The following is a 14,687-nucleotide window of genomic DNA, read 5'->3' as shown; positions in this document are numbered from 1 at the left end:
GATCGGCGCAGGCCCGGAGATCGGCGCAGGCCCGGAGATCGGCGCAGGCCCGGAGATCGGCGCAGGCCCGGAGATCGGCGCAGGCCCGGAGATCGGCGCAGGCCCGGAGATCGGGCCGCTCATAGACACGGATCCACCTGTGGCACCGGCGACCGGCGGACTGCCGACCGGCGGGTGGGCGACCGGAGCGACCGGTCCTTCCTGACCAGTCAGTGTGTCCATCGGCACTTTCAGATCGGCGGTGACATCTGCCGCATCACCGTGCTCCGGCGCGGGAGCGCCGCCCTGATGCCCTCTCGACGAATACGCGGAGGGTGCCGTATGGGTATAGCCCTGCACCTGCCCGGGCAAAGCCTGGCTGTCGGCCGGGGCAGAACGCTGACCAGGGATTTCGACGCCGGAGCGCGGAGGCGGAAAGGTGTCCTCGGGCGAACCGGCGGGCGCGATGTGCGGGACGACCTGAGCCGTCGCGTCGGGGCCCTCGTGGAGGGAGCCGCCACCGCGCCGAGCTGGGTGGAAGTCGTCTGTCACGACGCAGCAGATTACCAGTCCGCGGCCACCGTCGACGCCCCCACGAAGATCCATCGATGACAATGGACCCGCAGCCTGGCGGGGCCACGGGTCCACTGCCGTTCATGTGCCGCCCCGGATCGACCGAGCTGATGGCCGAGGGGATATGGCCAGGCCTTTCCGCGTGCCGGCTGGTCAGACCCGGTGAGACGCAGACCGGATCAGGCGTCCGCACCCTCGGGGCGACGACGCCGCGTGACGAGAACAAGGCCGACGCCGCCTGCGGCGATCGCCGCACCGACGCCCGCGATTCCGATGACGTTGAAGCCGGTCACAGGAAGGCCACCGGAACCCGAGTCGGAACCGCCGGCGCCGTTGGAGTCGTTGTCGTCGCTCCCGCCATCGCCGGAACCGCCGTCGTCGTTACCACCCGGCGTCTCGCCGCCCGAGCCTTCACCAGGGTCGCCCGGCTCCTCGCCGCCGCCACCCTCGCCCGGATCTCCCGGATCTCCCGGATCTCCCGGATCTCCCGGATCTCCCGGATCTCCCGGGTCACCCGGGTCACCCGGATCGCCGGGGTCGCCTGGGTCGCCAGGATCTCCCGGATCACCTGGATCTCCCGGATCACCGGGGTCACCCGGATCACCCGGGTCACCTGGATCTCCCGGGTCACCTGGATCGCCAGGATCTCCCGGGTCACCCGGATCGCCAGGATCTCCCGGATCGCCAGGGTCACCCGGATCGCCAGGACCTTCCGGGTCCTCGGGGCCTTCCGGGTCCTCCTTGGCCTTCGCGGTCGCGTCGCCCTCAGTCCCGGCAGGCTCCGCAAGAACAACAACACCGCGCGTGGAAGCCGACACAGTCGAGGCGCTGGCGGCGGTGGCGCCCCCAAGCGCTGCCGCGCCGACAGCGCCCACGATGACACCGAGCCGGGCCATGGCACGCAAGCCGCGATGGCGTGCGAGTCGATTGGTCTTCATTTTCCTCCCCGTCTGTCAACAGCCGAAGGATCGCTCCGTCTTCAATGGACAGAGCTCCCGCAGTCCGCGCTGCAACTTACCGGATTGGAAGCCACCCCCTCTATCCACCGTTGACAATATGGCGGAAGTCGGACACCGGCGCATCGGGCCTTGTCAGCGCCCGTATACCGACCGTACACAACGGGCAACAATGCCCGAGACGAAAACGGCCAAGGCCCGCGATGCCACCGTTGCCTAAATTGGGAAAGCCAATCCGGCACCCCGGCGGACGCCTATCGCGGGACCGCGATATCAGCCCCAGGTCGGCAGACACTACACGGCTCGGGACGGCTTCAATGTTCGTCGCGATAGGACACACAAATGGCGCCCGATTGCCTGCCTCAACCGAGCAGAGTTCCACCGGCCCATGAGCGTTTGTGCCACTCGCCGGGCCTAGTTGGGTGATTCGGCCCACCTCCGCTGCATCGCCTGGCACACACACCGCCGCATAAGCCCCCGTCCGGCACACACCCGGCTCTGAGTCCACGCTCCGGCACACCCCACCCGGCGATCGACCGCACCCAGCCTTAGGGACCACGCCCGGTCCGCACCCAGCCTTAGCACGCCCGGTCCGCACCCAGCCTGAGCACGCCCGGTCCGCACCCAGCCTGAGCACGCCCGGTCCGCACCCAGCCTTTAGGAGCCGCGCCCTCTCCACGCCGGGAACTCAGGTCTCGTTCGGCGCTTTGGGGGCCGTCAGGAAAGCGAGTCGGTGGCTTCGTCTGCCAGGGCGTCTGGGTCGATCTGGTCGGCGAACTCGGCCGCCTCGGCGTCGCGGGCCGCCAGGGCGTCCTTTACCGCACGGATTGCCAGGCCTGCCGGGTAGCCCTTGCGGGCGAGCATGCCCACCAGGCGACGGAACACCTGGTCGGGGGTGCCTCGCGCCGACCGCAGCTTGCGGTCGACCAGGGCGCGCGCGGTGGTGGCCTCCGCGTCGTCGTCGAGCGTCTCCAGGGCCTCCGTGGCCACCTCGGCATCCACCCCGTGCCGGCGTAGCTCGTCGGCCAGCGCCCGGCGGGCCAGCCCTCGGCCCTGATGGCGGGTCGACACCCACATCCGGGCGAACGCGGCGTCGTCGATGATGCCGACCTCGTCGTAGCGGTCGAGGACCTCGGCGATCACCTCGTCGGAGATCTCCTTGCGGGCGAGGGTCTTGGCCAGCTCCGCCCGGGTGCGCGGGCGCACAGCCAATTGGCGTAGACAGATTTCGCGCGCCGTCTCAGACTCGCTGCGCGGTGGCTCGGGCGGCCGCTCCGCGGCCCGGCCACGACGATCGCGGCCTGGCGCTTTCCCGCGCTGCGCGTCACCGCCGAGCGGATAGCCGCCGGGCCGGCCTCCATCGAGCGGATGGCCGCCAGGCGCATCCTGGCCACGTTCAGGACGGCCGGGGTCGGCGAACAGATCGCCGTCGCCCGGACCGGATCGGCTTCCGCTGCTGCCGAAGGCACCACCGCCGCCCGAACCCGAGCGACTCCCGCTACTCCCGAATGCGCGGCCGCCGCGGCCCGCGTCGCGGGTGTCGTAGGGCGGTCCGCCCGGCGAGCTCCGGCGGCGCCGGCCCGTCACGTTGCCGCGTTCCGGGTCGTCGGGCCGGAGCTCGCCACCAGGGTGGTCATCTTCTGCGGGTCGGGGCGGGATCGCATCCCAGCCCCGCCCTGACCGCGCGCCACGTCGTCCAGCCACCCGGGCTCAGCCCTTCGCCGAAGCGAGCGGACGGGCAACCCGTGCGGGCCATGAAGCGGAGACCCTCGAAGCGGAAGCCCTCGAAGCGGAGACCCTCGAAGCGGAAACCTTCGGAGCCGAAGCCCTCGATGGTCTCGGTCCGTGGATTCGCGGCGAGGGGTCACCCGGCCCGTGCGGGCCGGGCGCATCGGATCGCCTCGTCGTCGGAGGTCGCATCGGTCAGAAGTCGACCGGGGGCAGCTCCGGACCGCCGGCGGCGTCACCGGTGGTCTGACCCACGCCGAGTTTCTCCAGGATCTTCTTCTCGATCTCGGCGGCGACGTCGGGGTTCTCCTTCAGGAACTCGCGCGCCTTCTCCTTGCCCTGGCCCAGTTGGTCACCGTCGTAGGTGTACCAGGCGCCGGACTTGCGGACGATGCTCTGCTCGACGCCGACGTCGATCAGCGAGCCCTCGCGGGAGATGCCCTTGCCATACATGATGTCGAACTCGGCCTGCTTGAAGGGCGCCGCGACCTTGTTCTTCACGACCTTGACGCGGGTGCGGTTACCCACGACGTCGGTGCCGTCCTTCAGGCTTTCGATGCGGCGCACGTCGAGACGCACCGACGAGTAGAACTTCAGCGCGCGACCGCCCGTCGTCGTCTCGGGCGAGCCGAACATGACGCCGATCTTCTCGCGGAGCTGGTTGATGAAGATCGCCGTCGTGCCGGAGTTGTTCAGGATGCCGGTGATCTTCCGCAGGGCCTGGCTCATCAGGCGAGCCTGCAGACCCACGTGGCTGTCGCCCATCTCGCCCTCGATCTCGGCGCGCGGCACGAGGGCCGCCACCGAGTCGATGACGATGATGTCGAGGGCGCCGGAGCGGATCAGCATGTCCGCGATCTCGAGCGCCTGCTCGCCGGTGTCCGGCTGGGAGACCAGCAGGGCGTCGGTGTCGACGCCGAGAGCCTGGGCGTAGTCGGGGTCGAGCGCGTGCTCCGCGTCGATGAAGGCCGCGATGCCGCCGTTGCGCTGGGCGTTGGCCACCGCGTGCAGGGCGACCGTCGTCTTACCGCTGGACTCCGGGCCGTAGACCTCGATGACCCGGCCGCGCGGCAGACCGCCGACGCCGAGCGCGATGTCGAGGGCGATTGAGCCGGTGGGGATGATGGCCATCTGTGTGACAGGCCGCTCCCCGAGGCGCATCACCGAGCCCTTGCCGAACTGCTTGTCGATCTGCGCGAGAGCAAGGTCTAGCGCCTTGTCCCGATCAGGTCCTGCCACCATGTCCGCCACCCCTGTACTCGACTTCCCAGGCGTCTTCGCCGAAGCGTTTCTGTTCACCACGCGGGTCACGCTAGACGTTGGGTCTGACAGAAAACGACCGCCCGGCCGTGAGCTGCGGATGACCTCGCCGCTGAGGACGATAGCCGAACAGGTGTACGACTACGAGTGACACGCCAGAACAAACGTACGAAAGGCGGGTCAGTGCAGGCGCGAAGGCACCCGATCGGGGTACTCGGCCACCACGGCGCGCCAGATGGTAGCGGTGTCCACACCCTGAGCGATGGACTGGTCGATCGTGCGTCCCTGCAACGCCGAGAAACTCTGATCGGTGGCAAGGCTCCTCGCATACGCGGGGCCGAACGCCTGCTCGAGGCGCTCCCAGAAATCCGTCAACCGCACGGGAAAAAGCCTACCCGCGGGCCGCGGGCCACCTCGTCGCGCACAACGCTGAGACACACATCACTACGCGAGAGAGACAGTGGACGCGGCGCCGACCCCGGCCCGCCCGCTTCGCCCCGGATCATCAACTCGTGCGGCCGCCTGGGCGGCCTGCGGGACGGCAAGGCCGGGTCGCGCGGGCGGGCCACCGCGCTAGGGGCGGGCGAGCAGGCAAGCGGCGGGGCAAGCGAGCGAACTAGCGGGCCGACGGGCGGGCGAGCAGGCCGGCGGGCCAACCCAGCGAGGGCAGGCCAATCAAGCGAGGGCAGGCCAGCCGGGAGGGGCGGGCGGGCTTCCCGTCTGCCCACAAACCATGGCGACCAGCACACTGTAGCGACAGACGCGCCGCGAGCGGCTGAGAAGGCTCGTGCGGGACGCATCGGGGAGCGGTTGGTGGTCCGCGTACCGCTCAGGCCAGTGCCGCCGCCGCGACCTTGAGGTCGTCGACCAGGCCCTGGTAGGCCGCGTCCCGGTCGTCGGCCCGCAGCACCGCCGACGGATGGATCGTCGCGAGTGCCTGGGCCTCGGCCGGCGGGAAGTCCTGCGGGCGCTGCGCCGCGGCCGGCCACGGGAGTAGTTCGCCGCGGGATCTCGTGACCCGGAACGAGGGTCCGAAGAGGGTCTTGGCCGCGGTCGCGCCGAGCGCCACGACCAGGTCCGGCTTGAGCAGCGAGAACTCGGCGACCAGCCAGGGGCGGCAGGCGGTGATGTGCGCCGGTCCGGGGGTCTGGTGGATGCGTCGCCGGCCGCGCAGTTCGAAGCGGAAGTGCTTCACGGCGTTCGTCAGGTAGATCACCGACGGGTCGATGCCGGCGTCGCCGACCGCGTCGCGCAGCAGCCGGCCGGCCGGGCCGACGAAGGGCAGGCCCTTCTGGTCCTCGATGTCGCCGGGCTGCTCGCCGACCAGCACGAGCCGGGCATGAGCGGCGCCGCGTCCGAAGACCACCTGGGTGGCGTCCTCGTACAGTTCGCAGCCACGGCAGCCGGGCGCGGCGGCCTTCAGCTCGTCGAGGTCGTGCACATCGGCGGGAATGAACCCCTGGGCGCCGGGCGGGGCCTGCGTCATTGCCATGCAGACGTTTTACCCCCTGCCGTCCCATCCACGCGCGGGGCCTCACCCGAACGAGCATGATCCGACACGCCGACACGACATGTGGGGTTGCGTGTTTGGAGTCGCACCTAGATATGGTGTTGCCCGCAGCTGGTTCGGCCGTCCCTCCAGGACGGCCGAGGCAAGAGGGAATCCGGTGGAAGACCGGAACTGCCCCGCAGCGGTGAGTGGGAACGACCGCCGTCATCAGCACTGGGCCCCGGCCTGGGAAGCGACGGCCAGTAGGAGACCGGAGACCGGTCAGGCCCGCGAGTCCGAAGACCTGCCAGCGCGCCGCACGCTCCGCGTGCGGCGGTCCGAGGCCGCGTGGGACGGCCGACGCCATTCAGGTGTGCGCGCACAGCCGCGTCCACCGGCGTCCTCCTGCGCGCCCGGAGACCACTTCGGAACGGGCTCGCGAGGAGAGAGAGTTCATGACGGTCACGCAGGAGCAGACTGCGTCCGATCCAGCCGTACCGGAGCAGCGCCGACACGCGATGCAGGTGCGCAAGCGCAACGGCGACCCCGAATCGGTCGACGTCAACAAGATCGTCAAGGCGGTCGAGCGGTGGGTCGCCGACCTGGACGAGGTCGACCCGTTGCGGGTGGCGACCAAGACCATCAGTGGTCTCTACGACGGCGCGACCACCGCGGAACTGGACAGGCTGTCGATCCAGACGGCGGCGGAGCTGATCGGCGAGGAGCCGCAGTATTCGCGGCTGGCGGCCCGGCTGCTCGCGGCGTTCGTCGACAAGGAGGTCCGCGGCCAGGGCATCGCGAGCTTCAGCCAGTCCATCGCCCGCGGCCACGCGGAGGGGCTGATCGGGGACGAGACGGCCGAGTTCGTGGCGAGGAACGCCCGCAAGCTCGACGACGCCGTCGACCCGGGCGGCGATCTGCGGTTCGAATACTTCGGCCTGCGTACGGTCGCCGACCGTTACCTGCTGCGGCACCCGCGGACGCGCCTGGTCGTGGAGACGCCGCAGTACTGGCTGCTGCGGGTCGCCTGTGGCCTGTCGACCAGCGCCGGCGAGGCGATCGCGTTCTATCGGCTCATGTCGTCGCTCGCCTACCTGCCGAGCTCGCCGACGTTGTTCAACTCGGGCACCCGGCACACCCAGATGTCGTCGTGCTTCCTCGTGGACTCGCCGAAGGACGAGCTGGATTCGATCTACGAGCGCTATCAGCAGGTGGCGCGGCTGTCGAAGTTCGCCGGCGGCATCGGCATCTCCTGGTCGCGGGTGCGCGGCCGGGGCGCGCTGATCCGCGGCACGAACGGCCGGTCCAACGGCATCGTGCCGTTCCTGCGCACGCTCGACGCCAGCGTCGCGGCGGTCAACCAGGGCGGCCGGCGCAAGGGCGCGGCCTGCGTCTACCTCGAGCCGTGGCACCCGGACATCGAGGAGTTCCTCGAACTGCGGGACAACACGGGCGAGGATGCCCGCCGCACCCACAACCTGAACCTGGCCAACTGGATCCCGGACGAGTTCATGCGCCGGGTCGAGGCCGACGAGGACTGGTCGCTGATCGACCCGTCCGACGCCCCGGAGCTGCCGGACCTCTACGGCGAGGAGTTCGAGGCGGCGTACCGGATCGCGGAGCGGAAGCCGGTCAAGACCGTCAGGGCGCGTGACCTGTACGGCCGGATGATGCGCACGCTGGCACAGACCGGCAACGGCTGGATGACCTTCAAGGACCCCTCGAACCGGCTGAGCAACCAGACCGGCCACCCCGGCAACACCATCCACCTGTCGAACCTGTGCACCGAGATCCTCGAGGTCAGCTCCGACGAAGAGACGGCGGTCTGCAACCTCGGCTCGATCAACCTCGGCGCCCACCTGGCCGGGGACGACGTCGACTGGGCGAAGCTGCGCGAGACCGTGCGGACCGCCGTGGTGTTCCTGGACCGGGTCATCGACATCAACTACTACCCGAGCGAGCAGGCGGCGGCGAGCAACCCACGGTGGCGTCCGGTCGGGCTCGGGCTGATGGGCCTGCAGGACGCGTTCTTCGCGTTGAGGCTGCCGTTCGACTCCGCCGAGGCACGCGAGCTCTCGACCCGCGTCTCGGAGGAGATCTATCTGACGGCGCTGGAGACCTCGGCGTCCCTCGCCGAGCGCTGCGGCCCGCACCCCGCTTACCCCGAGACCAGGGCCGCTCGCGGTGACCTGCAGCCCGATCTCTGGAACGTGACCCCCACGCAGTCCGCCCGTTGGGCGGCGGTGCGCGCGCGGATCGCCGACACCGGCCTGCGCAATTCGCTGCTGATCGCGATCGCGCCGACGGCGACGATCGCCTCCATCGCCGGCTGCTACGAGTGCATCGAGCCACAGGTCAGCAACCTTTTCAAGCGCGAGACCCTGAGCGGCGAGTTCCTTCAGATCAACACCTATCTGGTACGCGAGCTGAAGGCGCGCGGTCTCTGGACGTCGGCGGTGCGCGAGCAGATCAAGCGCGCCGAGGGCTCGGTCCAGGGCATCGAGGCGCTGCCCGCGGACGTCCGGGAGCTCTTCCGGACCGCGTGGGAGCTGCCGCAGAAGGCGCTCATAGACATGGCCGCCGCCCGGTCGCCCTACATCGACCAGTCGCAGTCGCTGAACCTCTTCATGAGCGCCCCCACCATCGGCAAGGTCTCGTCGATGTACCTCTACGCCTGGAAGGCCGGGCTGAAGACCACGTATTACCTGCGCTCGCGGCCCGCGACGCGCATTCAGCAGGCCACGGTCTCCGCCGCGCCGCCCGTGGCGCCGATGCTGTCGGCGCCGGTGCTCGCCGCGCCGGTCTCGGACGCGGATGCCCTGGCCTGTTCCCTCGAGAACCCCGAGTCGTGTGAGGCGTGTCAGTAGATGCTGCTCGATCCTGGAATGGACCTGACCCTGCGGCCGATGAGGTACCCGCACTTCTTCGACCGCTTCAAGGACGCGATCAAGAACACCTGGACCGTCGAGGAGGTCGACCTGCACTCCGACCTCGCCGACCTCGCCGAGCTTTCGGCCGCCGAGCAGCACCTGGTCGGCCGTCTGGTCGCCTTCTTCGCCACGGGCGACACCATCGTCGCCAACAACCTGGTGCTCAACCTCTATCAGCACATCAACTCCCCCGAAGGGCGGCTGTATCTCTCCCGGCAGCTGTTCGAGGAGGCGGTGCACGTCCAGTTCTATCTGAATCTGCTGGACACCTACGTGCCGGATGAGGCCGAGCGGGCGGCCGCCTTCGACGCGGTGGAGAACATCCCGTCGATCGCCCGCAAGGCGGACTTCTGCTTCCGCTGGATCGACTCGGTATTCGACCTGCGCGAGCTGCGGACCAAGGACGACCGGCGTGCCTTCCTGCTCAACGTCATCTGCTTCGCCGCCTGCATCGAGGGGCTGTTCTTCTACGGCGCCTTCGCCTACGTCTACTACCTGCGCTCGCGTGGGTTGCTGCACGGGCTCGCGTCCGGGACCAACTGGGTGTTCCGCGACGAGTCGATGCACATGGCGTTCGCCTTCGACGTGGTCGATCAGGTGCGTGCCGAGGAGCCGGACCTGTTCGACGACAAGATGGAACGGCAGGTCCGCGACATGCTGGCCGAGGCCGTCGAGTGTGAGGTGCAGTTCGCGGCGGACCTGCTGGAGCAGGGCGTCTCGGGTATGTCGCTTACTGACATGCGCACCTATCTGCAGCACGTGGCGGACCGCCGGCTCATCCAGCTCGGCATCGCGCCGCTCTACGGTTCGCAGAACCCGTTCGCCTTCATGGAGCTGCAGGACGTGCAGGAGCTGTCGAACTTCTTCGAGCGCCGGGTGTCGGCATATCAGGTCGGCGTCTCCGGCACCGTGAGCTTCGACGACGACTTCTGACGGTTGGGGCCGGCGCCGCCCGCGGCACGGCTGGGACCGGCAGCACCGCTCGCCGCACGGCGGGAGGTGGTGCCGGTCCGCACCGGCCGTCGAGGTCATCGCGACGGGACCGGCACGGTCGCGGGGTAGGCCGCGGCCGCCACGTCATCGGCGAGGCTGTCGATGGAGCCGTCCTCGATCTGGCTCACCGTCATCCGGATGCCGGGCGGCGCCTCGACGCGGAACAGGGAGCCGGGCGCCACCGCATATCCCGCGTCGCGCAGGGCCGTGACCATGCGGGTCTCGTCCTCCACGCCCACCCAGATATTGATGCCTGTCGAGCCGTGGGCCCGCAGGCCCCGTGCCGCGAGGGCGTCACGCAGCGCGAGGCGGCGGCGGTCGTAGCTCTCGCCCGCCGCGGCGATCTGGGCCGCGACGTCCTCGTCGCGCCACAGCCGGAGCAGCAGACGTTGCAGCACAGTGGACACCCAGCCGGTGCCGATCCGCATGCGGCCCACCACGCGGGCGATCGTCGCCTCGTCGCCCGCCAGGACCGCGATGCGCAGATCGGGTCCGAACGGCTTGGACGCCGAACGGACGAACGCCCATGACGTCGTCGCTCCGCCGAGGCTGTGCAGCGGCACCCCCGACAGCTCCGCGGCGTGGTCGTCCTCGATGAGCAGAACGTCGGGACCTGCGCCGAGGACCGCACGCAACTCCGCGGCGCGGGCGGCGCTGATGGCGGCGCCGGTGGGATTCTGCGCGCGGGCGGTGACCACGACCGCGCGCACGCCCTTGGCCAGGGCGGCGGAGAGCCGGTCGGGCAGCGGGCCCTCGTCGTCGACCGCGACCGGCACCGCGGTGATGCCGAGGGCACCCAGGAGATCGAACAGACTCGCCCAGCCCGGATCCTCGACCGCCACCGAATCCCCCGCCCGCAGGTGTGCCGTGAGCAGGCGCTCGATCGCATCGAGCGTGCCGCTGGTCACCGTGATGGCGGCGCCCTCGACCGGCACGCCGTCGGCCGCGAGGCGGGGGCGGGCCGCGTCGATGAGCTCCGGCATCGCGCCGGCCGCTGCATAGCCCATGGGCGGGCCGACCTCCTCCGAGACCGCGCGGAGGTGCGGAGCGAGACCCGGCAGCAGGCGGGTGTCGGGGTCGCCGGCCGACAGGTCGAGCGCACCGGGCGGCACCGGCAGGCGCAGCGCGGATCGCGGGCTGGCGACCGCGGGCCGGGTGCGGATGCGGGTGCCGCTGCGCCCGACGGACTCGACGATCCCCCGCTGGCGGAGCTCCTGGTAGGCCTTCGACACCGTGGCGGGACTGACGTGCAGCTCGAAGGCCAGGACACGGATCGGCGGCAGTCGCTGGCCCCAAACCCAGTCGCCCGCGCGGACGCCCGCCTCGATGCTCGCGGAAATCGAGGCGGCGGAGGAACCGGTGACCTGATACTGTCCTGACACAGAAGTGATTGTGTACTAGTACAGCATCGTTGGCAAGGAGGGTCCCGTGACCGACCTCTACCAGCCCACCGCCCGCACCACGGCGACCCGCAACCGTGACCGCATGCGATACGACCGCGAAGCGGCGCACGCCATCCTCGACGAGGCGTATGACTGTTCGGTGGCGTTCGTGGTCGACGGGGAGCCGCGCGTGCTGCCGACGCTGCACGTCCGGGTCGAGGACACCCTCTACGTGCACGCCTCGACCGGCGGGCGGCTCGGTCTCGAGGCACGCGCCGACGGCATCCCGGTCGCGGTGTCGGTGACGCTGCTCGACGGCATCGTCTACGCCCGCTCGCAGTTCCACCACAGCGCCAACTACCGGTCCCTGGTGGCGCACGGCTGGGCCCGCCCGGTGACCGACGACGCGGAGAAGCGCGCGGCGATGGTCGCCCTGGTGGAGAAGGTCGGCCGCGGCCGGGAGGCCGAGAGCCGGCCGCCGACGAATCGCGAGCTGGCGACGACCAGCGTGCTGGCGCTGCCCCTTGCGGAGGTCTCCGTGCGGGCGCGGACCGGTGGCGTCGCGGACGCCCCTGAGGACATGACGCTGCCGCATTGGGCGGGCGTGCTGCCCATCTGCCGCGTGACCGGGCCGCCCGAGCCGGACGCCGGCGTCGTCGTGCCGCCGCCCGCCTACCTGCCGGGGCCTGCGTCGCCGTGGCGCACCGCCGTACCGATGCGGGGCCGGCACGTCTCGCTGGAACCGCTGGCGCCCGGGCATGCGGACGGGCTGCTGGCGGCGATCGGCGACGACGAGGTGTGGCGGTTCCTGCCCAGCCTCCGTCCGCAGACCTCGGACGAGATGGCCGAGCACATCGCCGTCGCGGCCCGGCAGCAGTGGACGGGCGAGCGGGTCTCGTGGGCGCAGTGCGACCCGGAGACGGGCGAGGTGATGGGCATGACGAGCTACCACGACATCGACCCGGTGAACCGGGCCGTCGGCATCGGCCACACCATCCTGGGGCGACGGTGGTGGCGCACGGGTGTGAACACTGAGGCGAAGCTGCTGCTGCTCGAGCGGGCCTTCGACGTGCTGGAAGCGGAGCGGGTGTTCTGGTACACGGACGTACGCAACGAGCGATCGCAGCGGGCGATCGCCCGGCTGGGCGCCACCCGGGACGGGATGATCCGGCGACACCGGCTGCGACCGGACGGCACGTGGCGCGACACGGTGATCTTCGCGATGACGATCGACGAATGGCCGGCCGCGGCCGATCGGCTCCGCGCCCGGCTGGCGGCGGGCTGAGCGCTTCGAGCCCCGGCACGTCGCGGCGGCACGCTCAGACGACGGCCCCGCTCGCCGGCCGGGCGACCGGGCCCGACCGGCCGCCGGACCAGCGGATCCGCGCGGTGTGCAAGGCCACAGGTTTCTGTCCGCACGACCACTGCCGGACCGACGGCCGTGCGAACAGGATGGGGATCGTGCTGGGTATCACCGACTTCTGGACGTACGTGCTGGGCACCGTGGCGATCGTGCTGCTTCCGGGGCCCAACTCGATCTTCGTGCTGACCGTGGGCGCGCAGCGCGGGGTACGGATGGGTTATCGGGCCGCCGCCGGTGTGTTCGTCGGCGACACCGTTCTCATGGTGCTCGCGGCCGCCGGCGTCGCGTCGCTGCTCCGGACGTATCCGCCGGTGTTCATGGTCATCAAGTACGCGGGTGCGGCCTACCTAGCCTGGGTCGGGTTCGGCATCATCCGGAGCGGCTGGCGCAGGCTGCGCGACCGCGGCGCGGACCCGGCCGCCCGGGCAGCGAGCGGTCCCGCCGGCGAAACCAGCGGCCCGGCGAGCGGAACAGGCGGCCCGGCGCACGCAACGGGCGGCCCGGCCGGGATGCGGCGGCCCTTCCGGCGTGCGCTGGTCGTCAGCCTGCTCAACCCGAAGGCCATCCTGTTCGTGGTCTCGTTCTTCATCCAGTTCGTGGAGCCCGGATACGCGCATCCCGCGCTGTCGTTCCTGATCCTCGGCGCGGTGCTACAGGTGTTCAGCGTGCTTTATCTGACCGCGCTGATCTTCGGTGGGCAGTTCCTGGCGGGACAGTTCCGGCGGCGGCGCCGTCTCGCCGCGGGAGCCTCCACCGGCATCGGTGCGGTGTTCGTCGGCTTCGGCATCAAACTCGCCACGGCCAGCGTCGGCTGAGGCGCCAGGCCCGCCCGCCGATACCGGCATGAGCAGCGGACCCGACCTGTGAGCGCCAGCGAACGGCGGACACGACCGCATTGACGCCGGCGAACAGCGGACGTGATCGGCATAGGTGCCAGCGAACGGTGGGCATGACCGCATCAATACCGGCGAACAGCGGACCTGACCTGCATGAGCGCCAGCGAACAGCGGACCCAAACCAGCATCAGTACCGGCGAACAGCGAACCCAACCAGCGTCAGTGCCAGCGAACAGCGGACCCGACCAGCATCAGTACTGGCGAACAGCGGACCTGACCTGCGTAGGCACCAGCGAATGGTGGACGCGACCGGCGGGCCGACGCCCGCCGTCACCACGCAGGCAGGTCAGCGAGCCACTGACAGATCACGTCGGTCGCGGGCGACACGGGTCGTGCACCTCCGCGGGATGGACGGCGTCAGGAACTGCCCGAATGCGACGCGAGCGCCTCGTGGACCCACCCCTGCACCAACGAGTCCCAGTCCGTGGCCTCCGCCTCGGCGTGCTCCACGCGGTACCGGGCGTAGGTGTCCCGCCCCTCCGCCAGCAGCCCACCGCGCTTGTCGAACTCGAGGATCACCTCCGTGCCCGTCGAATCGGCCACGAAGGTCACTTCCACCTCGTCCATCGACTTCGCGTACTCCGCCGGGGCCACGAACTCGATCTCCTGATAGAACGGCAGCTCCTGGCGTACCCCATAGATGCCGCCGCGTTCGAGATCGGCGTGCCGCAGCCGGAATCCCAGGCGGTCGAAGGCCGCCAGGATCTGCTCCTGTGCCGGCAGCGGATGGATCGCGACCTCGTCCAGGTCGCCCTGGTCCACGGCCTTCGCCACCGACAGTTCGGTACGCACGCCCATGGTCATCCCCGCGAGCCGCTTGCCTTCCAGGTGCGTCACCGGCGTCTCCCACGGCACCGAGAGCCGGAACGGGATGTCCTCCCGCTCGCCCGCGGCCAGCGTGAAGTTGCCGGCGACGGAGGCCCGGTGGAATTCCAGCAGGGCGTCGCCGTCACCGGCCTCGACCCTCGTGACCAGGCTCAGCACGATGTTGTCGATCACCACGTCGTAGTCGCCGCCGGCGATTCTGACCTCGCCCGTCAGCCTTCCGCCTGGGCGGCCGGTGGGGTCGGGCAGGACCGTGTCCACCGTCGGGCCGCCCACCCCGAACGCCCGAAGGACCCTCCTGAAGACCAATCGA

11 protein-coding genes, 1 pseudogene and 1 riboswitch are annotated in these 14,687 nt (G+C 70.4%); of the genes and pseudogenes, 4 read left to right on the top strand and 8 right to left on the bottom strand.

The window, feature by feature from the left end; genetic code table 11:
- The 6 genes and pseudogenes from AB0B58_RS04185 to AB0B58_RS04160 form a co-directional block, all read right to left on the bottom strand.
- Positions 1-531 (bottom strand): annotated as a pseudogene (locus AB0B58_RS04185) (hypothetical protein); the annotation flags it as partial.
- Between the two features lie 310 nt (positions 532-841).
- Entirely contained in the window at positions 842-1,246 is a 405-nt protein-coding gene (locus AB0B58_RS04180) for a hypothetical protein (RefSeq protein ID WP_360217140.1), read from the bottom strand.
- A 979-nt stretch (positions 1,247-2,225) separates the two neighbouring features.
- Entirely contained in the window at positions 2,226-2,930 is a 705-nt protein-coding gene (locus AB0B58_RS04175; RefSeq protein WP_360217503.1) for a regulatory protein RecX, read from the bottom strand.
- Positions 2,931-3,431: 501 nt separating this feature from the next.
- The gene (recA, locus tag AB0B58_RS04170) at positions 3,432-4,478 is read right to left on the bottom strand and encodes a recombinase RecA (protein WP_360217137.1); all 1,047 of its coding nucleotides are present in this window, start codon (positions 4,476-4,478) and stop codon (positions 3,432-3,434) included.
- Positions 4,479-4,676: 198 nt separating this feature from the next.
- Positions 4,677-4,877: a DUF3046 domain-containing protein gene (locus AB0B58_RS04165; RefSeq protein WP_360217134.1), complete on the bottom strand. Its 201-nt coding sequence runs from the start codon at positions 4,875-4,877 to the stop codon at positions 4,677-4,679.
- Between the two features lie 448 nt (positions 4,878-5,325).
- Positions 5,326-5,988: a UdgX family uracil-DNA binding protein gene (locus AB0B58_RS04160; RefSeq protein WP_360217131.1), complete on the bottom strand. Its 663-nt coding sequence runs from the start codon at positions 5,986-5,988 to the stop codon at positions 5,326-5,328.
- A 113-nt stretch (positions 5,989-6,101) separates the two neighbouring features.
- A riboswitch (cobalamin riboswitch) is annotated at positions 6,102-6,312 on the top strand.
- 128 nt (positions 6,313-6,440) lie between these two features.
- Between AB0B58_RS04160 and AB0B58_RS04155 the strand changes: the two genes are divergently transcribed.
- Positions 6,441-8,852, top strand: coding sequence for a ribonucleoside-diphosphate reductase subunit alpha (locus AB0B58_RS04155; protein WP_360217128.1), 2,412 nt, complete (start codon positions 6,441-6,443; stop codon positions 8,850-8,852).
- Positions 8,853-9,848, top strand: coding sequence for a ribonucleotide-diphosphate reductase subunit beta (locus tag AB0B58_RS04150; protein WP_360217125.1), 996 nt, complete (start codon positions 8,853-8,855; stop codon positions 9,846-9,848).
- 95 nt (positions 9,849-9,943) lie between these two features.
- Here AB0B58_RS04150 and AB0B58_RS04145 read toward each other — a convergent pair whose 3' ends face one another.
- A complete protein-coding gene (locus AB0B58_RS04145; RefSeq protein ID WP_360217122.1) occupies positions 9,944-11,290 on the bottom strand; it encodes an aminotransferase class I/II-fold pyridoxal phosphate-dependent enzyme in 1,347 nt (448 codons plus the stop codon).
- A gap of 46 nt (positions 11,291-11,336) precedes the next feature.
- Here AB0B58_RS04145 and AB0B58_RS04140 point away from each other — a divergent pair, with 46 nt between their 5' ends.
- On the top strand, positions 11,337-12,575 hold the full coding sequence (locus tag AB0B58_RS04140; protein ID WP_360217119.1) for a bifunctional pyridoxamine 5'-phosphate oxidase family protein/GNAT family N-acetyltransferase: 1,239 nt from the start codon (positions 11,337-11,339) through the stop codon (positions 12,573-12,575).
- Positions 12,576-12,742: 167 nt separating this feature from the next.
- Positions 12,743-13,468, top strand: coding sequence for a leucine efflux protein LeuE (gene leuE, locus AB0B58_RS04135; RefSeq protein ID WP_360217116.1), 726 nt, complete (start codon positions 12,743-12,745; stop codon positions 13,466-13,468).
- A gap of 438 nt (positions 13,469-13,906) precedes the next feature.
- On the opposite strand, the gene AB0B58_RS04130 is transcribed toward leuE, so the two are convergent.
- Positions 13,907-14,683, bottom strand: a complete 777-nt coding sequence (locus AB0B58_RS04130) for a sporulation protein (RefSeq protein ID WP_360217113.1) — start codon at positions 14,681-14,683, stop codon at positions 13,907-13,909.
- Positions 14,684-14,687: the final 4 nt, after the last annotated feature.

The organism is Actinoplanes sp. NPDC049118 (assembly GCF_040648555.1).
Classification (GTDB): domain Bacteria; phylum Actinomycetota; class Actinomycetes; order Mycobacteriales; family Micromonosporaceae; genus Actinoplanes.
Note: the sequence above shows the minus strand (reverse complement) of the source record. Positions and strands in the feature narration are given on the sequence as shown.